The sequence below is a fragment of the Candidatus Uabimicrobium helgolandensis genome (assembly GCF_041508025.1).
In the GTDB taxonomy this organism is placed as follows: domain Bacteria; phylum Planctomycetota; class Uabimicrobiia; order Uabimicrobiales; family Uabimicrobiaceae; genus Uabimicrobium; species Uabimicrobium helgolandensis.
The window spans coordinates 8,977,216-9,003,123 of record NZ_CP165719.1 but is presented as its reverse complement, the minus strand read 5'-3'; the positions used below and the strand labels follow the sequence as shown (position 1 = coordinate 9,003,123).

Below are 25,908 nucleotides of genomic sequence, written 5' to 3'. Positions count from 1 at the left end.
TCAAGTTTTTATATCAGAAATTTAAGAGCTGTTTATAGAACAGATACCTCAAATACCCTAAGAACCCAAGAAGATACTTATGTATCTTTCAATAATCTATCGATAAAAATTGTTTATGGTTTGGCATATTAGAAAAAAGACTGTTTTTTAGAACAAATCTGCGATGTAATTTCGTTATAGATTTTTTTTAACTCTGTCTAAAAAAATGATTGTTTTGCCTTCGAAGGTAGATCTAGTAAAATATTATTTTTCTACTAGATCTTTTTTGCTACTCATAGTTCAAATAGCTGTAGAAAGTACACGCAATATACCTAAAACCTTTCTATTATAAGGTTCGTTTTCTCTTTGCTTACTGAAATTGAGTGCCCACTTTTTAACGTAAAAGTAATGGTATCCCCTTTTTCAAAGGTGAATAACGTAGTGCCTACCATGTTCGTCCAAGGCTCTGAGCCTTTTTTTCCTTCTTCAACGCCGATGATATACTTATTGCGGCGGATCTCTAAAACTGGCGCATTACCCTGAAAATAAATATTAGCCTTCACTACATAAGTTCCTCTTTGCAAGATCTCTAGTCCAAACTTCGTTAATCTAAATGCGTTGTCTGTATTAACAACTTTGTCAAAATGTATAATCGGATCTACTTTTTGCTTTATAGGCTCAGAGAGGCGATAATTTGCGAATACTCTCTTCGTTTTGTTTACGTTTTCTAACTCTCGAACCTTTTGAGTCAAATTGATAATCGAAAACATTTGCCAGGCTAAAATTAGAGTAAAGAGAAATAGCATAAAAATTCTACTACGAGTAAAAATTTTCTTGATAGAATGCTTTACTTCAGCCACCTGTAATAGTTCATTTAGTTCTTCTACGGCTAGCTCTTTTTTGATATCATTCCTCGACGACATATTGATCTCCTTATGACATTAGTGCTTTAGAAATTTCTAAATGCAACTCGTTTATTTTTGTGTTCAATCCGTCTCCTGTTTCCTTGGGAAATAGCATTTCTGGATTCACATCAAGTATTTTGGCAATAGAAATCAGTAAGTCCGTATTAATTAAAGACTTAGCTCTCTCCAGTTTAGAAACTTGTGACTTCTTTAAACCAATCTTGAATCCTAACTCCTCTTGTGACATTCCCTTTTGAATACGAAGTAATCTTATGCTTAGACATATATGCTCTATTTCACCTTTGTTTCTATACTTCATAAGTCTATCTTTCCTATCACATGCAGTATCTTAATAGCTTCATGTATCCTTAAAGGAAACCTTCCTCTTTAAAAACACAGTTTCCTTAAAAGATACTTTATCTCAAGAAAAAGAATAAAGCAAATAGTTTTTGAAATTTTTTAAAAGAAGATGTACTTTGTCTGAATTTATAAGCTCATATTTCTGTAAAATAACTTACTTGTGTTTTTAAATCGTAAATAAAAACGCTCATTTTATTAAACAAGTGATTTGATATAATTATAATGTTGTGCTACCAACCTTTACCCCTCGATATTTCAAATATTTGTAGAGTGTAGCTCTGGAAATGTTTAGTTTCTCTGTAATTTTACTAATACTAAGTGTTTTCTCTTCATATAATGCCTGTGCTGCACAAGCAGTCGCTTCTGCTTCTTTAGAGAGTCCTTTTGGTCGTCCACCTTTTCGACCTCTCGCACGAGCCGACTCTAACCCTGCAATTGTTCTTTCTCGAATAAGCTCTCTTTCAAATTCAGCCAAAGATGCAAATATATTAAAAATTAATCTACCTTGAGCTGTCGTAGTATCTACTGGATCGTTAAGGCTCTTTAGCCCTACATCTTTTTTAGTGAGTAACTCTACCAATTCAACGAGATGCTTCAAAGATCTCCCTAGTCTATCGAGCTTCCAGATAATCAAAGTATCTCCTTTACGGAGATTATCAAGCATTTCTTGAAGTACTTTCCGTTCTGCTTTTGCGCCGCTAACAACTTCTTTATATATTTTTTCACAACCAACTTTTTTCAGTGCGTCAACTTGTAACCGAAAACTTTGGTTTTTTGTACTTACCCTTGCATATCCAATTTTCAATTTCCACACTCCTACTTAAAAAATTCATTTTAGCTAAGAAAAAATAGTATTTTGAACTTTGTTTTTGTAAACCAGTTTATTGTACTTTACAGGTAAGAGTTTTCAAGAATTGTTTTGTTTTTGAGGTAGTTTAATTAAACGAGCGTTTTAGTTTACGTTTTATGCGTGCGAAGTAAAAGTGAGTATCAATGCTTTGTTTGAATTTTATTTAGCGATGAGTTTTTAAATTTTATTGATAAAAATATTGACTTTTATACAAATTAAGAGTAAGAATTATGAAGAGAAAAAAAGCCCTTACAAAGGCAAAAATATTTAAAGAGGCAATTAAATTGGCTGATAATTATGGAATAGCAAATCTTAGTATGCGCAAATTAGCTAAAAAATTAAATATCGAGGCGATGTCTCTTTATAACCATCTTGCAAATAAAGAAGAACTCCTAGATGGAATAGTTGATGAAGTTTTTTCAAAAATTGATTGGCGAACAGATACAAAAAGTAAAAGTTGGAAACCAGAGTTACGTAAACAGGCTATCGCTGTTCGAGCAGTTCTACTTCAGCATCCTTGGTCAATAAAACTATTGAATTCAAGATCTAACCCTGGTCCTTCTGTTTTAAGGCACCATAACAAAGTTTTAGGATTGTTAATGTCTTGTGGATTTTCATATTCAATGTGTGCTCACACCTATGCTCTTATTGACAGCTATGTCTATGGATTTGTTATACAAGAATGCAGTTTGCCTGCTACAAGAGGTTGCGATTTTGTAGAAATGACTGCCTCAATAAACGCACTATCGAGACAAGGTTTTCCATACCTCACAAAGATGGCAGAAGAATATTATCTTAAACCAGAATATTCATTTTCTGACGAGTTTTTATTTGGTCTTGACCTTATCTTAAATGGAGTCGAACAAGCTTTTAAACATTAAAACTTTAATGTTTAAATTTTTTTAATATTTAATCTAGGAAATAATATGATGATTTTTGTTGCAGGAGCAAGTGGTCAAACAGGAAAACTACTTGTCCAACAATTACTAAACCATGGAGACAGTGTCAAAATAGTTGTACGAGATAGAAATAGTTTACCAAGTACAATCAAGAACCACAGCAAGGTACATATAATTCAAGCAAATATCTTGGATCTTAGTAACAATGATCTATCTAAGGAAGTTAGAGGGTGTGATGCGATAGCATCATGTTTAGGGCATAATATGAGCATTAAAGGGCTTTTTGGTCATCCTCGCCAGCTTGTAACAGATGCAACTCGTAAACTATGTAATGCTGTTAAAGAAAATAAACCTGAAAAACCTACCAAATTTGTGCTCATGAATACAGCAGGTAAAAGAAATGCTGACATCAATGAAAAAATTTCTCTTGGTCAAAAAATCGTAGTTGGGCTTTTACGATTGTTATTACCCCCTCATGCAGACAATGAAAAAGCGGCAGATTTTTTGCGTACAAAAATAGGACAAAATAATAAAGATATTGAATGGGTAGTTGTTCGGCCAGACAATTTGATTAACGAAGAAAAAGTAGGGAAATATAATATTTACCCTTCACCAATTAGAAGTGCAATATTTAATGCAGGAATTACTAGTCGAATTAATGTAGGTCATTTTATGGCAGAATTGATAACCAGTAACTTATGGGAAAAGTGGAAAGGACAAATGCCTGTAATTTACAACCAAAACAGTGTTCAAAACTCAAATCAATGAACATAAAAAATTAAATAATAAAGCATTCTATCAAATAAAGATGACCAAAATGAATAATATAAAATTAGCAAAAATAACAGGGTGGTCATTAATTTTAATGGCATTAATTTCTGGATTTTCAGTTGGGTATGCTTACCAAGAACTGTATCAACCTGAACAATTTAGTTTACTTAAAGATAATCTTGCTCAAAATATCGGACTATACAAGTATATGTTAGTAGGCATACTCTTGATATTAATACTAGATTTATTGGTGTCATATACCCTTTTTATTTACTTCAAAAATGACAATAAAAAAATTTCCTTAGTATCAGCAATTTTAAGAATTATCTACACCGTAATATTCGGAGTAGCGACATACTATCTCACTAATAATCTAAATATTAACAAAGTCGATAATCAACTAATCCAAAATAATTTTCAATTATTTCAATCAATTTGGAGCGTAGGACTCATAGTATTCGGGGTTCATATAGTTTTAGTTGGAATTCTAATGAAGCTACACAAAAGAATTTTAAAGATCTTATGGTGCTTAACTTTAATTGCAGGAATGTCATATATAGTTGTTCATTTTATCAAATTAAATAATCCTCATTCTGAACTAGCAGATACTTTAGAAATGATATTAGCATTACCAATGGCACTTGGTGAACTTGGGCTTGCTATTTGGCTGCTCATTAAAGGAGGGAAAGAACATTTATAATATAAAATGAAATTATGCAAATTTGTCAAGCGTGATTTTCCCTGAAGTTTTAGGCAAAAGTTCAGGAGCGATTCTTCCCTCTCAACCCTTTGTTTTATCTAACTTAAATTTGATTTCTGATGTGATTTCAAAGCGGCTATCTAAAAAATTTTCGTTTCTTTCCTGAACTTTTTGCCAATTTTGGGCGGTTACACTTCTCCAACATTAAAATTTTTTCCTACCAACTAATAACAAAAAAACGCTCCTTAAAAGTTGTCGAAATCATAAAATAAAAAAACAAACCCAAATTCATTTCAAAACGCCGTAGCAGAACTTTTGTGTAAAAATTCAGCTAAAATCCAGTTGCGTTTCAATTTTCGTTCTAGAGACAAAAACGGCACTTTTTGCCCCATCAATTCTAAAATATTGGCTCATCTTTTGAGTTCAGAAAAACGGTCATTTTTTCATATCAATCGCTTAAACAATTTTTGTTAATAGATCATAAGTGTCTGTTTGGCCACTTGAGGTATTTTTCTATAAATAGCTCTCAAATTTCCAATATTCAAATTTAGAATAAAAGCTTTATTCTTCAATGGTTATAACTGAATTCTCTCATTCTTATCGCTATTTCTACTGAATGTTATAAAAAAAGTATACTTAACATGCCAGACTCATAATAATTTTTTCTCCCGCTATTATAAATAATATGATGGTAAAATGAACGTAGGTTAACCATAAAATAGGAAACAGATGTTATAAATATATTATAATTTTGATTGGATTCTGTTGACATAAAATATAAATAAAGATACAATTAAATGATTGGAAAAAAGTACTACATACTACTATCTAGTATGGCTTCTTTCTTATAACATTGTTATGTTTTTGATTGGATAACTGCTCGTGCAAGTAAAACTAGTTCGCAATATTTGGCAAAACTGGGGATTTAAGGGAAATCCATTTGATACAAATGCTCTAACCTTACACTCAAAATTACTCCCTATTAGTAAGGCTTTCGTTGGACGTTCAATGAACTCTGATGAGTCGACTCAGTTACTAAATGTTATACGTAATTCTGGTGGTGGGCGAGTTATTGTAGAGGGGCATATCGGCGTTGGTAAAACTACTCTTGTTAATTATCATCGATATCTATGGGAACAAGAAGCAGATGATAAAATCTTTACTCCAATAAAAGAGATATCTGTATATGGTAAAACAACAGCAAAAAATCTACTAGTCGAAATTTTAGGACACATATCCAGTAAAATGTTGCTTTTAGCACAAGAGAAGAAAATAAAGAAAAGCCAACAGTTAAAGAAAATTCGCTTCTTATATGACATTTTTTATCGTGAATCACATGATATACAAGGTAATATATTTGGGTGTGGTATAAGTTATAACCGTCAAACACAACTAAACATACCTGACTTAACGGAGAGCCAATTAATTGGCTATTTAATGGATATTATCGGAGAAGTTCAAGATTTAGGCTATGGTGGTATTTTCCTTCATTTTGACAATTTAGAATTATTATCTAGCGATGATTTAAAGAAATGTAGAATGTTATTTGAAGAAATAAGAGATATTTTGCTCCTTCCAGATATATACTACATTTTTGTTGCTCGTAAGGGATTTTTTAGTCAAGTTATTTCCCCCTCTGAGAGAGTTAGTAGTATTATGGGATGGCCCATTCAAGTCCCACCTCTTACCTATCAAGAAGTTATCGAAGTTATCAATACTCGTTACGCCCTACTTTCAATAAAACAAGGTAAAGAAATCAAACCTGTTGAAAATAGTTTCATAAAATACTTGTATGAACTTCATAGAGGAAAAATAAGGTTTGTGATGGACAGTATCGCACGCGTTGTTTTAGGTTATCCGTATAAAAAGCACAGAACTTTAAGAAAAGAAGAAGCAATTAAGTTTTTAACTAACATTATTAAACAAAAAACCAAAGCTCTATCAGGACAAGAATTAGTAGTTCTAAAGGAAATGATAAAACAGCATGAATTTTCCAACAAAAATATAGCAACTAGTCTTGGACTACAACCATCAAATGTATCTGTACACTTTAAGAAGTTGCTCGAAGAAAACTTTATCTACTTAGTACGCAAAGAGGGTGCAAAAAACATTTATAGTATACGCGAAGAATTAGTTGTTTTAAAAAATAAAATACACCTCAAAATAGAAGATAAAAAATATAGCAAAAAAGAAGCAAGAAAAATTACTATGGCATCCTATATCAAGAAACACTGTAAAATTACAGTCCCTTGTTATCAAAACATTGCAAAAGTATCGGAAGCAACAGCTAGAAGAGATTTACAAGAGTATGTAAAAGAAGGACTTTTACAAAAAAGAGGTAAAGGACGAGCAACTGTCTACATCACTATGGATTAAACTTCGTAAGTTTACCACCCAAGCCAAAATGTTTTTCATTACGAGTCTGGTTCTGGCACAATAGGTCTGTCCCTCTTTTTTTTTGTCCCTCTTTTTAAAGGTCTGTCTCTCTTTTTAAATTTTTACCAAGGCAGCAGACGAAGTTTGGTCGACTGATATCTTGCACACAATATCCTCGTAATTGAAAAAATGTCCCTCTTTTTAAAAGGTCTGTCCCTCTTTTTATTTTAGATCAAATTTAAAAGGTCTGCCCCCTTTTAAAACACCGTTTTATTTATTTGGAGACAAACGAAATTTTACAATAGTAGCAAAAAATGACGCGTTTCTAATCAGTAATATTACTGAACTACCGTAAATAACTCATTTACAATTGACATGTAAATTATCAATATGTTATCATTATGTTATCAATAATGACGCGTTATGTTATCATGAATATAAGGACTGCTATGAAATTAAGTCAAAATCCTTGGAAAAAATGGGGATTTCAAGGAAATCCTTTCGAAACAACAGCTCTATCGCCAAATTCCAAACAACTACCTCTTACGAAAGCTTTTGTTGGGAGATCCTTAGATGCTCCGGAAAGCAAAAAATTAATAGATGTAATTAGCAATCCGGGAGGAGGTAGAGTCGTTGTGGAAGGAGATATTGGTGTTGGTAAAACTACACTTGTTAACTACCATAGATATCTGTGGGAAAACGATTCCGATGATCTTATACTAACACCTATTCGCGAAATTTCAGTTTATCAAAAGTGGGAAGCTAAACATTTTTTAATGGATATGATAGGTCATATATCAAATAAGTTGTTACTTTTGATCGGTTATCATAAACTCAAAAAAAATAAACTTTTTGATAAAGTCCGCTTTTTACACGAAATTTTTTACCACGACAATGTTGATATTCAAGGCAGCCTGTTTGGTATCGGAGTTGCTTACAATAAAAGTAAACAAGTAAGCATACCGAATATGACCGAGAGTCAATTAATATCTTATCTTATGGACATGGTTAACGAGATAAAAAAAATTGGCTATAAAGGAATATTTCTTCATTTTGATAACTTAGAACTATTGATTCAAAATGAAATAAAAAAATGCCAAAATTTTTTCGAAGAAATTAGAGATATTCTACAACTACCTGATATATACTACATTTTTGTTGCTAAATCGGGATTTTTTAGTCAGGTAATTTCTCCCTCGGAAAGAGTCAGCAGTATTATGGGATGGCCAATTTATGTTGAGCCGCTAACATGCCAAGAAGTGTTAGATGCCATAAACATTAGATATAAACTCTTATCTAATAACGGTAAATACATAAAACCTGTCGATGAGGAATTTGTTAGTATGTTATATCAGTTTTATGGTGGCAAAATTCGATTTATAATGGACACTCTTGCAAGAGTCATCTTGCATAAGCCATTAGCAGTAACACTTTCTTGTAAAAAAGCAGAAAAAACACTATCTGATATGATAAAAGAAAAAATAAATTTTTTAACCTCTAAAGAACGTGAAATTTTGTTTGAAGCTGTTAATATGCGTATGTTTAACAACTCTGATTTAAGTAACAAATTAAAAATAAAAACATCAAATATATCTAGAGCTTTAACTAAATTTCAACAAAAGAATTTGATTTATTTCGTAAAACAAAAAGGTAAAAAAATATACTATAATTGCCTAGAAGAACTAAAAATATTAGCGGAAAGAAAAGCACCTATACAAAGCAAGAAAAAACAAAGACAGGAAAAGATAATATACTATATGAAAAACAATGGAATTCTTTCTTCAGCAAGATGTAGCCAAATTATGAAAGTTTCTGAACCCACAGCAAGGAGAGATCTTTTTGAATTGCTTCAACAAAATAGAGTTGTAAAAATTGCTCAGGGACGCAAAATATATTATGATATTAAATAATCACGCGAGTATCGAAGAGTAACTTTTTCGCCTGGAAAAAGTGCCATACTTGTTGATAATTCATTTATTTTAAAATAATCACGCGAGTATCGAAGAGTAACTTTTTCGCCTGGAAAAAGTGCCATACTTGTTGATAATTCATTTATTTTAGGCTTTTATTGACTCTAAACTCTAAGCTATTAATGGTGTAAACAATTACTCTGTCCGACTCACAGAAAATCACATATACATCACACAACAAAAAAAGGCGATTGCTTTATTATAAGCAATCGCCCTAAATTATAAGTACGCCCGGCAGGATTCGAACCTGCGACCTACAGATTAGAAATCTGTTGCTCTATCCAGCTGAGCTACGGGCGCTTTTAACGCTATTACTATTACTATATTTTACAAACTTAGTCAAGAAATTTTTTTAAAAAATGTGTTTTTTTTGTGAGTTTTGTGGATGGTTGTTACTTGGATTTTTGATTTTGATTATGACTTTACTGCGCCAAAAAGTGTTTCTGCGTTTGTAGATAAGTATGTGGTTTTACCTGCGGATTCTATTGTTGGTAGTTGGCCAGATATTTGCTATCCTTGTGTTGCTTATGGAACTATGCGCAAGCTTATGGGAATGATACGTCAGCCTAAAATTTGTGAAGCGGTTTTTGATGATTATTCGACTTTGCGTTGCTCTTACTATTATCGTTATATTTATGAATTTCTAGGGCGCGCTGTTTTTATTGTACCGTTTGCGGCGCTTGGTTGCCTGCGATGGGATGAAATACTTGGTGAGAGAGTTTTTATTCGTCCAGATAGCAATTGTAAGCCATTTGAGGCGGAGGTTGTTGCGGTGGATAGCTTGGATGATTTTATTGAGCGCAATGGTTATCGTCAGCAGCATGAACTTGTGGTTGTTAGCGAAGTTGTTGACTTGGGAGAGGAATATCGGTGTTTTTGCCGCGATGGTCGGGTGTTTTGCCATAGTTCTTATCCGTTGCCACCTTATACTTCAGCTCCACCGCATGTTATTGCTTTTGCGGAAAAGGTAGCTTGTTTGCTTGTTCAATGTGGTTTTTCCTCTATGCTTACTATTGATATTGCTTGTGGAGATCGTTTGCGGGTTGTGGAGATTGGTGGTGTTAATAGTTGGGGAATCTATGGAGGTTGTGTTCATAGTTTTATTAAAAGCATGGAAGAAGAGGCTATTTTTCGCCAAAATGATATTATGAGTTAGGAGAATCTATGGAAAAAAGAAAGCTATTATCATTGCAAAATATTGAAAGTAACACTTGTTATGATGGTTGTACTTTTTATCTACCAAAAGGATCTGTCTACAGTTTGAAAAATAGTTCTTTTCGCAACTGTAGTTTTCGTAGTAGCGTAACGTTTTGTTACTTAGAAAACTGTTTGTTTGAGAATAGCGGATTTTCTAATGGGTGTGCTATCAATTTATCGGGCCAAGGCCTGAAAGAAATTCCGCAGTGGATTTTTTCTTTTCCTTTTATTACTCACCTTAATCTATCAAAAAATAAGCTCAAAACTCTGCCTATAGAGTTTTCACAATTTCAAGATTTACAACAGCTCGATTTGTCAAAGAATAGAATTAGCTTATTGCCCTCTGTATTATGTGAACTATACGAACTAAGATTACTTGATTTATTGCAAAATAATATCTGCACTGTTCCAGCGGAACTAGCGCAACTATCTAATCTTTGCGAACTTGATTTATCAAAAAACAGCATTTGTTCTTTACCGACAGAACTATCGCAGCTTCGCAATCTTTGCAGATTATCATTATCGCACAATCACTTATCGACTTTGTCTTTTGGTATTAAAGACTTACAAAATCTTGTGCACCTATCTGCTGTTAGTAACAAGATTCGTAAAATTCCCTTAGAAATGGTAGAACTACAACACCTCAAACGTTTATGTTTGTCTTACAATCAGATTGTTGATATACCTAGCGAACTCGGTCAATTACAAAATCTTAGTGTATTGCTCCTATCAAACAATAGAATTCACTCATTACCTAGTGATTTTGGACAACTACACAACCTTACGCGCTTGTCTCTCGACAATAATCAAATTAGCGATTTTCCAACCGAGTTTCGGCAATTACATAATTTAGAAACCTTATCTTTAGCTCACAACGAGTTTACTAAAGTACCTACCTCGTTATGTCAACTTCCCAGACTAAAGACGCTTTCCATGCATCATAATAGTATCTGTGATTTTCCTTCCGAAATGAATCAACTACAAACTCTTTTGGGGCTCAATTTATCGCACAACCAAATGTCATATATTCCCAATGAAATAACGCAATTAAAAAACCTAACAGATATAAATTTGTCAGACAATCAAATCCAAAGTTTTCCTAAAGGAATAAAAGAAATGCAAGCGTTATCAGAATTTTGTATTAGCCCTGACTTGCTTAGTCATAGTCAAAAAAACTTTGTGAAAAATTGTCTTCCGAACTGTACTATGAGTTACTATTCAACCTATTAATTACGACTTGTTCCAGTTGAAATTGGTATAAAACCCTGATTTAGAACATGTTAAAAGTGACCTATGACAAAAGTTGTTGAACTTTCGTGATAAAATGCTTACAAAAGTGTTTCCCAAAAGGGAAAAATATGTCAGCTCAGGGCAACGCCCGACTACTGTTGACTTAAGGATACTAAAATAGCGCTGAAAGCGCTATACATCCTAGCCTAGGGCAAAGCCCTAGGTATAGTGGTATGAAAAATGGTTTAGCCCTGAAAGGGCGGAATAACTTATCTCTATTTCGCCCTTTCAGGGCTAAACTTCGGGAGGTTTTTATTCTTAGGGCGTTGCCCTAAGCTGAGATATCACGCTCCTTCGGAGCTTAGACTAAAACCGTTGTAAACCTTTGATTATGAACGCCTTACTAAACAATCTCTATCTCTTAAGTCAACAGTAGTCGGACAACGCCCTGAGAATTGTATTATAAAGCATTTAAGAATATGGAATAATTGGCTATTTTCCGGCAAAACGATATCATGAGTTAGGAGAGTTTATGGAAAAAAGAAAACTATTATCACTGCAAAATATCGAGAGTAACACTTGTTATGATGGTTGTACTTTTTATTTGCCAAAAGGACATGCTTATAATTTGAAAAATAGTTCTTTTCGCAACTGTAGTTTTCGTAGTAGCGCAATATTTTGTTATTTAGAAAATTGTTTATTTGAGAATTGTGGGTTTTCTGATGGCTGTACTCTTAATTTATCGCGACAAAATTTACAGGAAATTCCACAGTGGGTTTTTTCTTTTCCCTTTATCACTAGTTTAAATTTATCAAAAAATAAACTAAAGACTTTGCCTATAGATTTTTCAAAATTTAGAGATCTACAACAACTCAATTTGTCAGAGAACAAAATTAGTCTCTTGCCTTGCGTATTGTGGGAACTATATGAATTAAAAATGCTTGATATATCAAAAAACAATATTCGCACTATACCAGCTGGACTAGCGCAACTATCTAATCTTTGCGAGCTTCATTTATCAAAAAATAGCATTCGTTTTTTACCGAATGAATTATCGCAACTTCATCATCTTTCTCGATTATCATTATCACATAATCAATTAGTTACTTTACTTGGTATTGTAAATTTAAAAAGCCTTGTGCATTTATCCGTTACTGGTAATAGAGTTGCTGGTATTCCTTCAGAACTTGGACAGTTACAAAATCTTAAGCGTTTATATTTATCGGATAATTATATTACTAGTATACCAAGTGAGTTCGGGCAACTGCAAAAGCTCAGTATATTGTTTCTGTCGAACAATGAAGTCGATTATATACCTAGTGAATTCGGAAAATTGTCTAACCTGACAAGACTATCTTTGGATAACAATCAAATTAGTAATCTCCCTAATGAATTTCGACAATTACATAATCTAGAAACCTTATCTTTAGCACACAACAAATTTACTAAAATTCCCATTTCATTATGCCAACTTTCCAAACTAAAAACGCTTTCAATGCACCGCAATCAAATAGAAAGCTTTCCTTCAGAAATGAAGGAGTTACAGACTCTTCACGGACTCAATTTATCATACAACAAAATATCATCTATACCCGATGAAATAACACACTTAAAAACCCTAGCGCGCATGAATCTATTAGGTAATCAAATTAATTGTTTACCTAAGGAAATACAAAAAATGCAATCGCTCTCAGAACTTCATATTAATGGACATTTATTAAGTGATCACCAGAAAAACTTTGCGCAAAAAAGCCTCGTAAATTGTACTATCAATTATAGCTAGAGTTTGTTACAAACTTGTTACAGCAAATTAATTTTTAACAGCTTATTCTTATAATAAGCTTATGTCGATTTGCAGCTACTTTACAAAACAGGAGCTCTGATGAATATAGAAAATTGGAAAAATCGTGGACATTTTTTTACTTACAAAAACAATGACATTTTTTTCGTCGACGAAGGCCAAGGTGACGTCATTGTTTGTATTCATGGTTTTCCTACTTCTTCGTGGGATTGGAATTTGTTGTGGGAGGAACTTACAACACACTACCGCGTTATTGCTATTGATATGATTGGCTTTGGTTATTCAGATAAACCCAAAAACTATGAGTATTCTATTGCAGATCAAGCAAACCTACATGAGGAACTACTGGTAAACTTAGATATCAAAGCAGCACATGTTCTAGCTCACGACTATGGAGACACTGTCGCCCAAGAACTACTTGCGAGAGGTAAATTTTTACATTTTAGTTTGCAGTCAGTATGTTTACTTAATGGCGGTCTATTTGCTGAAACACATCGCCCACGACGAATCCAAAGTTTACTCGCTGGTAACTGGGGATTTATCATAAAAGAGTTTTTATCCTTTACCACTTTTAAACGCAGTTTTGTTAAAATTTTTGGTGCAGAAACTCAACCTACAGATAAAGAACTAAGAGATTTTTGGCGTTTAATTGAATATAAAAATGGTCATAAAATAGCGCATAAGTTAATTCGCTATATGAAAGAACGCAAAATTCATCGCGACCGCTGGGTACAAGCGCTAATAAACGCGAAATTTCCGCTAAAACTTATCAATGGCGCTGCTGATCCTGTGTCTGGTGCACATATGGTAAAAAGATATGAAGAGCTTGTGACGCATGAAAATATTGCTCTATTGCAGGGCATTGGTCATTATCCACAGCTAGAAAATCCTGAGAGAGTTTTAGATGAGTTTTTATCGTTTATTCAAAATACGTAACTAGTGTAGTACATTCATTCCAGCTTTCGTAGGAATGACAAGAGAGAGAAAAAACAATGTTTGGTTCACTAAAAATAACAGACGTTTATACAGCCACCGAAATATTGCAAGATCCCGAAAAAGATTATCGCGTTGTATCTATCATGAGTCCAAATCATGCAGTGCGATTTCCCAATATTAAAGAAGTCTTATATTTAGAATTCCATGATTTTACGGTTGAAGAACTACAGCTTAATCTAGTCTCTTCACCAGTACTTGCAACGAAAGAACATTGTAAGCAAGCGCTTGATTTTTTGGACAAAGGTGGTGATGCACTCATACATTGTGCTGTAGGAAAAAGACGCTCTACGGCAATTGCTTTAGGGCACTTATTGAAGCATTTTTCTGTCGACAAAGCCGTTGATATGCTTTTTTCGATAAGATCGATTGCTGAACCAAATACCCACATTTTACAATTAGTTTGCGAAGTACTAGGAAAAACCGAAGACGAATATCTTGGAATTTTATCTACTTTGGTTCACAGAAAATTGAATCGTTGAATCATAATTTAAAAAATGGCCACTTAGGTAACAAACCCAATTCACTTTATCATGTTAATAATTTTGGAGGTTTCACTATGAAGAGTTTATTTATTACTTCGTTGTTGATTGTTTTGACTTTTGCAGATAGTAAAATAGAAAACACATTTCATGGATTTTACAACAAACCGCGTAATATTAATTTTGAACCTGTGGTGCCGAAACCACGTGTAATAAAAGGCAAAGTAGCATTATCTTCTTTTACAAGAATGATCGTTGCAAATAAAATTTCAAAAACATCCCCTGCTGTTGCAAGCAGTGACCCACTCTTAAAAAAGTCTACCATTGATTTTAGTAAACATATGTTACTTGTTATGTTTAATGGTGAACCAATGAAAGACAATCCAAAAGTTTTGAATATCAAAACCAGCAAAGAAATGGTTGTCTCATATGAATTGTCTAATAAACTTACTATTGCTAGTTATCCCAACGATGTAGCGAAATACACCGCTGTTGTTGTAGAAAAATTTGCAGGTAATGTCCGTTTTAAATTAGAAAAGAAAAGTTCTCAATCCCTTAAGCCAAATCTATTTCGCAAGAAATCTGATTTGCAGTATATCGTGACAAAACCTTGCTCTTATTTAGAGCATCCTCCTCAAGCAGCAATTGCAAACCCAGAAATAGCTATTCAAATAGGAACCACATTTGATATGGTTAATGATACGGGTAGCTATGTAAAAGTAAAGTTTTACAATGGTAAACATGGATATTTACCAAATAATAGTGGTTGTTGGCACAAGTTAGTTAGTGTTTACGGTAAGGTAGTAAAACTTTTTCAGAGTGGTAAAGAATCGATTGATTTGAGTAAGGAAAAGATACCTTTTATGCTAGACACAACAGCAGAGGCTAATTCACCAGCCAAATTAGGCTATCTCTTTCACGAGTCAGCGAAAAATATGCTAGATAAAATCGAAAAAATCGCAGGTAATAACGCTAAGATTCGTGGTGTAATAGAAAAAGAAGATGCGGTTTTGGGAGTAATTCGTATTTATGAAATTTGGCGAATGAAAAACACACGCAATGCTGTAGAATAGAAAAGTCGATATGCGAAACAAAGAGCACATTGTTTCGCATATTGAACATTGAGCGTTGATCAACACCGCATATTGTTTTTCTTTGTTGCTCAAACGCACCTAAATTAAGTTGAAGCCCCAACTCTTAAATTCAAGTATTTATACGCTTCTCCCACCAAATAAATAGAACCTATCACCAAATAGTTGTCAATACCTTGTTTACTCAATGTCGAGATAGCTTGCTTGAAATTTTGAGTTGTTTTGTAATTCTTAGAAACATTTTTTGCAAGAGGATGATGCTGATTTGCTTGCGCAACAACGACTTTGTTTTGCGGAAAGTAATGGGTGATAAGCTCCATATGCTCTTCCACAGGCCGATCGCGTGTTATAGAGAAAACAATTCCTAAATTGGAAGGTACAATATTTTTATCTATCATTGTTTCTAGTGTATTCAAATCACTTTTTAACGAATGTACATTGTGCGCGCAAGAAAAAATATAATATTCATCATTGTGTTTTGTTACTTGTAATCTCCCTGGCCATGATGCTATTTTTAGAGATTTAATAGCAGAGGCAGCACAAAATTTTTGTTGAAGTAAGTGTTGTGCCGTTTTCCATGCCAACATAGCATTTTGAGCGTAGTGTCCTCCGTACATCGGAATACTAATGTCATTATCTTCAATAGAAAATGCTGTTGCATTTGTATTTATTTTGTAATTACGGACTTGTGGAATGAAGTTAATTTTTTTACAATAGTCTTGCGCTTGTTTCTCCATAACCTCCCGGACTTCTACATCTTGAGGTGCTGAAAAGATAATTGAAGCGTACTGACTAACAAAAAACTTTTCACAAGTAATTTGCGCAATTGAATCCCCCAAATATTCTGTGTGATCTTTGGCAATAGGTGTAAAAAGAACAACATCGCTACCCATAGCAGTTGTTGCGTCTAAACGTCCTCCCAAACCTGCTTCCCATACAACAAAATGAGGAAGATTATCACTATAAAACTTCGCAGCTACCGCCACTAATTTCTCAAAATAAGACAACTTCAATCGATCAAAATCATCGCGGAGACTAGAATAGATTTTTACAAAATCTTGCGAAGATATCTGTTCATTATTGTAACGAATGCGTTCTTCTATTTGTACGAGATGCGGAGATGTAAATAGACCAACATTCAATCCATGAGCGCACAGAATTTTTTGCAAAAATAAAGCTGTAGTTCCTTTACCGTTTGTTCCGACAATTTGAATATTTATGGTTTTATTATTTTTTATTTTATTTATAATTTGTGCTATTTTTTGCAAGTCCCATTTTTTAGTGAGTTCTGTTGTTTGATTAAGATGTTCCATCACTGATGTAAACGAAGACATAATCTGTCCTTTATAAGGATAAAGCTTTAATGAAGTCAATTTTATCTGTACAAAGTAATGTTCTTATTGGCAAAGTAGGCAATGTTATTTCGCGAGATGTTTACGCGCAATTTCCTTTAGAGTGTACATTTATCGACACTGTTTATTTCTCAGGAGTAGCATCACAAAAAAAATTTGGCATTACGTTTGATAACAATGACTGGCTAAAATTTATTGAAAAAACACTTTTGTTATTGCGCAACAAGCTAGATGTCATTCACACTGGTTATTTTGGTTCAGCCAAGCAAATGCAAGCCATGGAAAATGGTCTACAAATATTAAAAAGGCCTCTTGTCGTTGTAGACCCTGTTATAGGTGACAATGAAAAAATTTACGTCAAAGATTGTGTTGTACAACAATACCAATCTTTTTTACAATATGCTACCGTCATTACGCCAAATTTCTTTGAATTAGAAATACTTTGCGGGCAAAAAATAGTAGACTTAAGTCACCTATTCAATTGTTGCAGAAAACTGATAAACTCTTTTGATAAATTGCAAGTTGTCATTGTAACTTCTGTTCAATTTGCAAATTTACAAAATAACGTGGTAATTGTCAACAAAGACCAAGCGTTTGAGGTGAAAAAAAAGTTTATTACTGATGCAAAATTTGGTGGTTGCGGAGATGCATTTACTTCACTATTATGTTGTTACTATTGTCAAAACCCAGACATCATTCGCGCAGCTTATCAAGCTATAAACCACTTGTATACTGTTCTTGAGATTTGTATTGAGAACAATTGTAGTTATTTAAATATCGAATCTTTTCCACAATCAACTTCAAATGCAATTCGTGAAAAAGGAAACAAACATGTATAAAATATTACTTCTCAGTTTCATTCTACTTTCAGGTATATTTGCTGAAAATCACTATAGCATGGTCGAAATTTATATCCACAAAGACAACGCAGAGAAGATAGCAAGTCTACCATTTGCAATGGAGTGTACAGCTCACGAACACTATACTAAAACAGATATTATTCGTTTACCATTGACACCAACAGAAATCACCAAACTCGACAAAAGTAATATTTCATATAAAATAATTATTGAAAATCTAAGTGAGTTTTACGCCCAAAGAAATCACCAAGATCTTGCAGATGCTCAAAAATCTCTTTCTGCAGCAAAAACAGAAATGAAGCTAGGATCTATGGGAGGATATTTTACAGTTGAAGAGGTCACGGAAAACCTAGACTATTTATTCAAGAAATACAGCAAAAAAAACCTAATTACTGCTAAAAAATCTATAGGAAAAACAGTAAACGGTCGAGATATTTACATGGTCAAAATTTCAGACAATGCAACGAAAAACGAACAACAAACCGAAGCGCAAATAATGTATACCGCTGCACACCACGCTTGTGAACCAGCAGGACTCATGACGGTTTTTTATTTCATGTACTACATACTTGAAAATTACGAAACCGATAAACGTGTACGCAGTATTGTAGATAACCGTGAGTTATTTTTCATTCCTCTTGTTAACCCTGATGGTTATGCATACAATCAGAAAACGAACCCTAACGGTGGTGGATTGTGGCGCAAAAATCGCAATAAAACCGGTGTTGATCTCAATCGCAACTACGGACCCAAAAAATATTGGAATTACAAAAATAAAGGATCAAGTGATGATCCAAGTGAAGTAACTTACCGCGGAACACAACCTTTTTCCGAGAATGAAACACAAGCTATCCGCAATTTCGTTGCAACAAAAAACATCCGCTTAAATCTAAACTACCACGCTTTTGGAAATGTGGTTTACTACCCTTGGGCGCATAAAGACGTTGTTGCCTCACCCCACTGCTTACCACTAATGAAAGAACTAACACGAGTAAATGGTTACTCGTATGGTTCTTCGGATAAAATGATCTATCCTATTCGCGGTGACGCTGACGATTGGTTACTAGAAACGCAAAATATTCTCTCAGTAACTCCTGAAGTGGGCGGTTGGTGGGACGGATTTTGGCCATCACCAAAACAAATTTTTCGCTTAGCAAAACAAAACATCGACGCGAATTTATCAGCAGCGGAATATGTAGATCAACTAGATAAATAATATAGAATATTGCTATTCTCGTTGTAAATCGAAAACATTTTAAGTGACTAGACAAAACCCATGACACAACAATATATAAATAAAAGATATAAAATAGAAAAAGCCATTGGTGAAGGTGGAATGGGTCTTGTACTTTTAGCTACAGATCAAAAGCATAATTGCCAAGTCGCTATAAAAAACATTCACCCTGATCAAATAAATATTCAGAGTATAGAGCGTTTAAAAAGAGAAGCTTTGTACCTAAGCAAAATTTCACACCCAAATATTGTTCGCGTGTATGATTTTTTTGAAGAAAATAAACAATTTTATTTGGTTATGGAGTATGTTCAGGGAAAAACATTAGAAGAAATTATTTATCGCGATTGCAAGTTAACCTCTCAAGAAAAACTACTCATATCTTATCAGCTCGTTAGTGCTATTCGTACAATGAATTTACAAGGCTTAGTTCACCGAGATATAAAACCAAGCAATATTTTGTATGTCGCAAAAGGCCAATATGTAAAACTTCTTGATCTTGGTATTGCTAAAAGTCTTATTCCACAAGACGAGACATCAAACTTGACAAAAACCAATGCCATACTAGGTACTCCTGGCTACATGAGTCCAGAACAAGTAAATGGTAAAACCACAAAAAGAAGCGATGTCTTTACTGTTGCCACTGTTATCTACCAATTGTTTGCAAATCTTTCGCAATCGCCTTTTCTTGGCAATAACAATTTAAATACAATGTTGAAAGTAAGTACTTTCGAACTCACGCCACTGAAAGATATCATCGAAAAAAGATTCCCTCATTCTACAAAGCTTTCTCGTCTTTTAGAGTGCGCCCTTGAAAAAGATTCTCATAAACGCATAGATATTGACGTTTTCTTTCGCGAAATGAATTCAATTATGGGAATGCATCAGCCTACACGCGAGATCAAAGTCCGCAAGCCGCATATACGAAAAATCCAGCGTATTACAAATGATAACAAAGCTTCTAAAAAAGTTATATTTAGCATGATTTTTGTTTTTTTGCTAGGTTTTCTATTTTTAGGTATCTCTAGTAAACAAGAGATTCATTCTCATAAAAAATTTGCGCTCATCATGAAAAGTTTTTCCCAAAATAAATTCAAAGATACTTGGAAACAAAATAAACTATTTATGTCTCAATTTCCGCTGTCTCCTTATCCTAGATTATTAAAATCGCTAATGCTACGAAGAGGCTTAGGGGTTAGTCGTCAAATATATGAAAGTGATAGAATTAGTTCCAAGTGGTATAAGCAAATAGAAAATAAACAAGACGTATATGCATTATACTTACAAGCAAAAATTTATTTTCATGGTATTGGTGTAAAAAAAGACTTAGTTCAAGCATTAAAAAGTACACTATCTGCGACAAAAAAGTTTTATCCACTAGCGTTTACTTGTTTAGGAAAAATCTACCTAGAACAACAAAATGATCTAGCGGCTGTACAAGCCTTCGAGAAAGGAACTTCTTTAGGTGAAATAGAATCGATGCATCAGTTAGGTTTGCTTTATTTTCAAGGAACAAAAGTTGAAAAAGACGGCAAAAAAGCGCTAGAGCTACTAAATGAATCATTTGAAAAAGGTAATATTTATGCTGCTAGTAGTATTGGTTATCTTTATTTTTATGGTACACTTTCTGTTCCTCAAAACAATAACTTAGCAACGCAGTGGTTTGAAACCGGAGCAAAATACAAAAGTGCTGTTTGTTTAAATAATTTGGCTGCCGTTTATTTAGACGAACATGGAAAAAAAGCAAAACCACGTAAAAGCCTGGCTGAAATTGCTCACATATTCAACCAATCGGCAACACAAAATTACCATCTAGCAATGAGAGCGTTAGGTAACATGCACATTCGTTATTTTACGAATTATTATCAAGGTTTATATTGGCTTATTAAAGCGAAAAAAGAAGGAAATCGTTATGCCCAAAACGATATTTTTAATTTAACAAAGAGCATCAGTTTGTCTAAAATACAAGAACAAGTTCTCTTAAAAAATAACTATGCTCGCTATGTACTTTCTTATTGGTTCATGGAACAAGAAAAACTATTCATTGATAGCTTTTATTGGCTTATTACGGCCCACCATCACGATACGCAAAATCTCAATATTATAGATGATATTGTCCGATATATCGAAGATGAGAAAATTGCAGGAAGAGTGATGAACCCTAGTAAAAAAGATAAAAATACACATGTAGTGTTAGGATTTTTATATGAAAAAGGAATAGGCTTTGACATGAACAAAAAATTAGCCTTACAGCACTACAAAAAAGCCATCACTCTTGGAGAAAAATCCTCTAAAATACGTCAAAAAATAATCCGCTAAAGAATAACTTCAAATTAGACGGCGTCATCAACTAGACGTGTTTAAGAAAAACATTTATAACTTCTTTTAAGACAGTAAAACGGCCATAGTCACAGATCACCATCGATAACGCAATCACACAAGGTTATATCAATTATAAAATATGCAAATATACGCTTTTCCTAATTAGTAACACGTCCTATTGAAAGTGAATTATTTATTTTTCAGGCGATTGTTAAGCGCTTGAGGACTAATGCCTAGATATTTAGCGGCTTGTTTTTTATCATTATTGCATACATCAAGTACTTTACATATAATTTTTGCTTCCATTTTGTATAGATCAAAACCGCTTTGTGGGAATTCTATTTGATCAATAAATGAATTTAGGGTAGCGCTATTTTGTTTTTTTTGCTTTAACTCTTTATTTTCAACGATTAAAGCCTGTCTTTCCATACTTCTTGACACCGAAGCAGCCAGCTCTTCTATATCTATTGGTTTGCGTATAAAATCGTATGCTCCATACCTTAACGCTTTAATCGCAGTATTTAGATCTCCGTGCCCAGTAATAATAATAAAATCAGTGTTTTCAGTAACCTCCTTAACATACTTTAGAAGCGCAAGGCCATCCATACAAGGCATTCGCACATCACTAATAATTAGAGGAAAACTAACTTTTTGCAAAACGTTTTTTGCATCTAAACCATGCTCGCACTCTGTAATGTCGTGTCCTAGTTCTTCCTCTAAAAATTGCGCTGTCGCCTTTCGACTTAGAGGTTCATCATCAACAAGTAGTATTCTCATCTTTATTCCTTAACTGCTGTAAATTGGAAGTTCTAAACAAAAAGTAGCGCCTCCTAATTTATTGTTAAAAAAACGTATTTTACCTTCTAGTTTTTGAACAAAATACTTTACAATAGCAAGACCAAGTCCCATACCAACTCCTTTACTATTCTTCGTTGAATAGAAAGGATCAAATAAACTTTCTTGAGATATACCTTTTGCAAAACCTGTGCCATTGTCAATTATCTTTATTTCGACATAGCTTTTCTTTTTTGCTGTTTGTATCTTGATGTATTTACTAGTCTTTTGCGAAGAATCAACAGCGTGTACAGCATTAACAATTAAATTAATAAGAATCTGTTCTAATTTTATAGAATTACCTTTTATGTAAAGATTAGAACGCGAAGGCTTGTACTCTAGATTTATTCCGTGGCTATGTAGTTGTACTGTTGCAAGAGACAGAGCTTTTTTAATAACTTCCTCAATATTTACTTTCATTTTTTGGCTTTGCTGTGAATCCCAAAAAGAGCGCATGTGATAAATGATTTCATTTATGCGATTTGCACCTTGCGAAATATCTTTTATTTTATCAATAAATCTTTGAGGTAAAATATTTTGATTGCGTTTTTCCCAATAAAGAATGCTGTCAGCAGTTATTTTAATTGCGTTAAGAGGTTGATTAATTTCATGAGTAATTCCTGCTGCAATAACCCCAATTGACGCTAGTTTAGAAGATTTTTCTACTATTTGTATAGATCTCGTTCTCTCCGTCTCAGCATCTAAACGAGCTTGAAATTCTTTTTCTAAAAGTTTTTGCGCTTTTTGGCGTGCGTAAATCTCTTTTTTTAATTTTGCATTCGCTTCTTGCAATTTCTCTGTACGCTTCTTCACCTTGGTTTCAAGATTATCATTCGCTTCTTGTAACTTTTGTTGAATTAATTGTACACTTGTCATATCGCGTAAAATAGCAGTAAAAATGGTACTTTCACTTACTTTTATTTTTGATATTGTTACTTGAGTAGGAAACAGATTATTATTTTTATGTTTGGCAAAAACAGTCTCACGTCGATTCATTAATTTAGCCTTGCTTTTACTCACAGCAAAAGTTTGCATAAGTTTGCGATGAGAGCTAACCGAATCATCAGGAATCAAAACATCAATGTATTGACCAAGTATTTCCTGAGTCTTGTAGCCAAATAGCTTTTCAGCTCCTTTATTGAAAAGAATAATACGCCATTCTTCATCGACACAAACAATAGCATCCTCTGCTATGTCAAGGATACTCAATGCGTGAAGAGTCAATTTATCACAACTATAAAACTTTCTTTTCATTCAGTTCTCCCTTAACATTGTAAAGAAGCAAGTATATAATATATACACGTTCATTTAAAGTTTTAGCATTGTTTTATATATTTTTCAAGGTAAAGATAATGAAAAGCTTCGAAAAAAAGATGATGGGTAACAGTGTAAGCCTTCAACGTGTCAATTATTTAATAAATCGCGTTGCTCAAAGTGATGTAGACTGCTTAATTCTAGGAGAAACAGGTACAGGCAAAGAATTAGCGGCGCGCAAAATACACGATTGTAGTTGGCGAAAAGATGGGCCCTTTATCGCTGTTAACTGTTCAGCGCTATCTGAAAATTTATTTGAAAGCGAACTATTTGGTCATGTAAAAGGTGCTTTTACAGGAGCTACAGCAAACCGTAAAGGTCGATTTGAACTTGCCGATAATGGTACTCTTTTCTTAGACGAGATAGGTGAACTTTCTGGAGCTATGCAGGTAAAATTGCTACGCAGTTTACAAGAAAGACAAATAGAGCGCGTAGGAGACAGCCGCTTAATAGATGTAAATGTTCGTATAATAGCCGCTACAAATCGCGATTTAAAAGATATGATACACGAAAGGACCTTCCGCGAAGATTTTTACTATCGAATAAATGTTTTTTCCATTTATCTTCCACCCCTTCGCAATCGCCAGCAGGATATTGAAGTCCTACTAAATTATTTTTTAGAACTATATTCTCCCAGCAAAAACCGACATTTTCATGCCGATACAATAAATGTATTAAGAGAATATTCTTGGCCTGGTAATATACGCCAATTAGAAAATTGCGTACGCCATACACTCGTTTTGGCTGAAAAAATTATTTTGCCTTGTCATCTTCCCGAAGACATATGTCAAAGCCAGCAACCGTTATTAGAGAAATCCTTTACAGAACAGCTAAAATCCACAACAGTAGAGCCAAAAAACTGCCCTCAAAAAGAACAATTGATTCAAGCTTTGAAGCAGGCAAATGGAAACCGCTCTAAAGCCGCTGAAATTTTAGGCGTATCTCGCGTTACAGTATGGAATCGTATGAAAAAATACAAATTACTTCCCAAACAAAATGAAATTTTTCATTAGAGTATCACAAAATTATTAGCTCATCTATTTTACTGGTGACACGCGCCTAATATTATTGTTATAATGAATTAAAAACGATAATAAGGATAAATTTATGGATAAACTAATATTAATCTCTATTTTTTGCTGTTTTACCTTCGCTGATTTAGGCCCACAAAATTACACCAGTAGCCCTCCAAAAACATCCTTCCAACACTTAGATTTTAATGAAATTGCTACTTTTAACCGTAACGAACTCTCGTGGAAAGCACAAAGCGATTTATGGCGTAAAAAAATGTCAATGCTCGCTGAGAAACTGATCAACAATAATGTTCAATCAGTATATTTTGTCCATGGTACTTTTGTCGGAAATGATCCTTTTGGTACAGTAGAATACCTAAAAAAAATATATCCTGACATGAGCCCTGATTTAGAAGAAAAATTGAGAGATATCATCAAACACTCTAACGACTTACTATTTGAAGATACTGCAAACTTTACCCCTGAGTACACAAATTTATTTTCAAAAGCTCTTGGAGATAAAATTCCCTGTCATCGCTACGAGTGGTCTTCTGGTGGTTACCATTGGGCTCGTTTAAAATCTGCCATACTTTTAACAAAGTCTATTGCACAAGAAATATCCCAAAGATCAGAATTAGAAAACGGCAGAATTTTACTTGTCGGGCATAGTCATGCTGGGCAGTTATTTGCTTTGTTAACAAACTTTTTATCAGAATCAAAAGGCGTAGATAGACTGATGGAAATTGCGTCCGAAGGTGGTGTTGATGTTTCACAAATGTCCAAATGGCTACAACAAATTCGCAAAGTAAAATTAGATATTGTTACTTACGGAACTCCACCTCTTTACGGTTGGGGTGAAAAAAGTACCTTTCGTCTACTAAATATAATTAACCATCGTGGTAAAAGTCATCTTGCAGGAGATTTGGAAGACGGAATACTCTTTACTAAAGATGGTGATTACATTCAGCAAATAGGAATTACAGGAAGTGGTGTTATAGCTTCTAATCCTTGGGAACAAAGACTTAATGAAAAACTATATCCTATTCTAGGGCCCGAAAATAACCAAAAAGTCTTACAAAAAAACATAGCGCACAAAATGCGAATCCCTCATTATGGAAAAACACTTTTAGTTGACTTCAAAGATGCAAGTGAACTATTTCCGAATTGTATTACAACGCTTTTTGGTCACGGCGCAAACACTCGCTACGAAAAAATGCTTTTTAATACCCAAATAATTATAAAACATTTTTACACAAATACTCCCTAACAGTCGCAATAGTAAAAAAAGAATTTTATGTACTAGGAAACAATAATTCGTTATAGTAAGTGACCAATCAAAAGGATTTACACAATTTGGTAAAATCCTTTTGATTGATGA

21 protein-coding genes, 1 tRNA gene and 1 pseudogene are annotated in these 25,908 nt (G+C 33.7%); 16 read left to right on the top strand and 7 right to left on the bottom strand.

Annotated features, from left to right (window positions below; translation table 11 throughout):
* Positions 1-311 precede the first annotated feature (311 nt).
* From UABHE_RS33290 to UABHE_RS33280, 3 genes and pseudogenes are all read right to left on the bottom strand, one after another.
* Positions 312-902 (bottom strand): hypothetical protein, encoded by a 591-nt coding sequence (locus tag UABHE_RS33290; protein ID WP_372367796.1) that lies wholly within the window; start codon positions 900-902, stop codon positions 312-314.
* 10 nt (positions 903-912) lie between these two features.
* The gene (locus UABHE_RS33285) at positions 913-1,203 is read right to left on the bottom strand and encodes a helix-turn-helix domain-containing protein (RefSeq protein ID WP_372367795.1); all 291 of its coding nucleotides are present in this window, start codon (positions 1,201-1,203) and stop codon (positions 913-915) included.
* A gap of 273 nt (positions 1,204-1,476) precedes the next feature.
* Positions 1,477-2,049, bottom strand: a pseudogene (locus UABHE_RS33280) (recombinase family protein); the annotation flags it as partial.
* 275 nt (positions 2,050-2,324) lie between these two features.
* Here UABHE_RS33280 and UABHE_RS33275 point away from each other — a divergent pair.
* The 5 genes from UABHE_RS33275 to UABHE_RS33255 all read left to right on the top strand — a co-directional run bounded on the left by UABHE_RS33275 (position 2,325) and on the right by UABHE_RS33255 (position 8,750).
* Positions 2,325-2,975: a TetR/AcrR family transcriptional regulator gene (locus UABHE_RS33275; RefSeq protein WP_372367794.1), complete on the top strand. Its 651-nt coding sequence runs from the start codon at positions 2,325-2,327 to the stop codon at positions 2,973-2,975.
* Positions 2,976-3,020: 45 nt separating this feature from the next.
* Entirely contained in the window at positions 3,021-3,761 is a 741-nt protein-coding gene (locus tag UABHE_RS33270) for an NAD(P)-dependent oxidoreductase (RefSeq protein WP_372367793.1), read from the top strand.
* A gap of 49 nt (positions 3,762-3,810) precedes the next feature.
* On the top strand, positions 3,811-4,464 hold the full coding sequence (locus UABHE_RS33265) for a DUF4386 domain-containing protein (protein WP_372367792.1): 654 nt from the start codon (positions 3,811-3,813) through the stop codon (positions 4,462-4,464).
* Positions 4,465-5,346: 882 nt separating this feature from the next.
* A complete protein-coding gene (locus UABHE_RS33260; RefSeq protein WP_372367790.1) occupies positions 5,347-6,840 on the top strand; it encodes a DeoR family transcriptional regulator in 1,494 nt (497 codons plus the stop codon).
* A gap of 449 nt (positions 6,841-7,289) precedes the next feature.
* Positions 7,290-8,750: a DeoR family transcriptional regulator gene (locus UABHE_RS33255; RefSeq protein ID WP_372367789.1), complete on the top strand. Its 1,461-nt coding sequence runs from the start codon at positions 7,290-7,292 to the stop codon at positions 8,748-8,750.
* A gap of 286 nt (positions 8,751-9,036) precedes the next feature.
* Here UABHE_RS33255 and UABHE_RS33250 read toward each other — a convergent pair.
* Positions 9,037-9,110 (bottom strand) — tRNA-Arg (locus UABHE_RS33250).
* A gap of 85 nt (positions 9,111-9,195) precedes the next feature.
* Here UABHE_RS33250 and UABHE_RS33245 point away from each other — a divergent pair.
* The 6 genes from UABHE_RS33245 (at position 9,196) to UABHE_RS33220 (ending at position 15,586) form a co-directional block, all read left to right on the top strand.
* Positions 9,196-9,966, top strand: coding sequence for an ATP-grasp domain-containing protein (locus UABHE_RS33245; protein WP_372367788.1), 771 nt, complete (start codon positions 9,196-9,198; stop codon positions 9,964-9,966).
* Positions 9,967-9,974: 8 nt separating this feature from the next.
* Complete coding sequence (locus UABHE_RS33240; RefSeq protein WP_372367787.1) at positions 9,975-11,237, top strand: leucine-rich repeat domain-containing protein; 1,263 nt, start codon at positions 9,975-9,977, stop codon at positions 11,235-11,237.
* A gap of 532 nt (positions 11,238-11,769) precedes the next feature.
* Positions 11,770-13,020, top strand: coding sequence for a leucine-rich repeat domain-containing protein (locus UABHE_RS33235; protein ID WP_372367785.1), 1,251 nt, complete (start codon positions 11,770-11,772; stop codon positions 13,018-13,020).
* A gap of 99 nt (positions 13,021-13,119) precedes the next feature.
* On the top strand, positions 13,120-13,974 hold the full coding sequence (locus UABHE_RS33230) for an alpha/beta fold hydrolase (RefSeq protein WP_372367784.1): 855 nt from the start codon (positions 13,120-13,122) through the stop codon (positions 13,972-13,974).
* Positions 13,975-14,030: 56 nt separating this feature from the next.
* Positions 14,031-14,513 (top strand): hypothetical protein, encoded by a 483-nt coding sequence (locus UABHE_RS33225; RefSeq protein ID WP_372367782.1) that lies wholly within the window; start codon positions 14,031-14,033, stop codon positions 14,511-14,513.
* A gap of 77 nt (positions 14,514-14,590) precedes the next feature.
* On the top strand, positions 14,591-15,586 hold the full coding sequence (locus tag UABHE_RS33220; protein WP_372367781.1) for a hypothetical protein: 996 nt from the start codon (positions 14,591-14,593) through the stop codon (positions 15,584-15,586).
* A 104-nt stretch (positions 15,587-15,690) separates the two neighbouring features.
* Here UABHE_RS33220 and UABHE_RS33215 read toward each other — a convergent pair whose 3' ends face one another.
* Complete coding sequence (locus UABHE_RS33215; protein WP_372367780.1) at positions 15,691-16,938, bottom strand: folylpolyglutamate synthase/dihydrofolate synthase family protein; 1,248 nt, start codon at positions 16,936-16,938, stop codon at positions 15,691-15,693.
* A 29-nt stretch (positions 16,939-16,967) separates the two neighbouring features.
* Here UABHE_RS33215 and UABHE_RS33210 point away from each other — a divergent pair, with 29 nt between their 5' ends.
* Genes UABHE_RS33210 through UABHE_RS33200 form a run of 3 tightly spaced genes read left to right on the top strand, consistent with a single transcriptional unit; the run spans position 16,968 to position 21,366 of the window.
* Positions 16,968-17,795, top strand: a complete 828-nt coding sequence (locus tag UABHE_RS33210) for a PfkB family carbohydrate kinase (protein WP_372367778.1) — start codon at positions 16,968-16,970, stop codon at positions 17,793-17,795.
* Positions 17,788-19,032: a M14 family metallopeptidase gene (locus UABHE_RS33205; RefSeq protein WP_372367777.1), complete on the top strand. Its 1,245-nt coding sequence runs from the start codon at positions 17,788-17,790 to the stop codon at positions 19,030-19,032. The genes UABHE_RS33210 and UABHE_RS33205 overlap by 8 nt, the downstream gene beginning before the upstream one ends.
* 60 nt (positions 19,033-19,092) lie before the next feature.
* Positions 19,093-21,366, top strand: a complete 2,274-nt coding sequence (locus UABHE_RS33200; protein ID WP_372367776.1) for a protein kinase — start codon at positions 19,093-19,095, stop codon at positions 21,364-21,366.
* A 192-nt stretch (positions 21,367-21,558) separates the two neighbouring features.
* On the opposite strand, the gene UABHE_RS33195 is transcribed toward UABHE_RS33200, so the two are convergent.
* The gene (locus tag UABHE_RS33195) at positions 21,559-22,146 is read right to left on the bottom strand and encodes a response regulator (RefSeq protein ID WP_372367775.1); all 588 of its coding nucleotides are present in this window, start codon (positions 22,144-22,146) and stop codon (positions 21,559-21,561) included.
* Positions 22,147-22,155: 9 nt separating this feature from the next.
* Entirely contained in the window at positions 22,156-23,457 is a 1,302-nt protein-coding gene (locus UABHE_RS33190) for an ATP-binding protein (protein WP_372367774.1), read from the bottom strand.
* A 98-nt stretch (positions 23,458-23,555) separates the two neighbouring features.
* On the opposite strand from UABHE_RS33190, the gene UABHE_RS33185 reads away from it, so the two are divergent.
* Complete coding sequence (locus tag UABHE_RS33185; RefSeq protein WP_372367773.1) at positions 23,556-24,530, top strand: sigma-54 interaction domain-containing protein; 975 nt, start codon at positions 23,556-23,558, stop codon at positions 24,528-24,530.
* A 94-nt stretch (positions 24,531-24,624) separates the two neighbouring features.
* On the top strand, positions 24,625-25,797 hold the full coding sequence (locus UABHE_RS33180) for a hypothetical protein (protein ID WP_372367772.1): 1,173 nt from the start codon (positions 24,625-24,627) through the stop codon (positions 25,795-25,797).
* Positions 25,798-25,908: the final 111 nt, after the last annotated feature.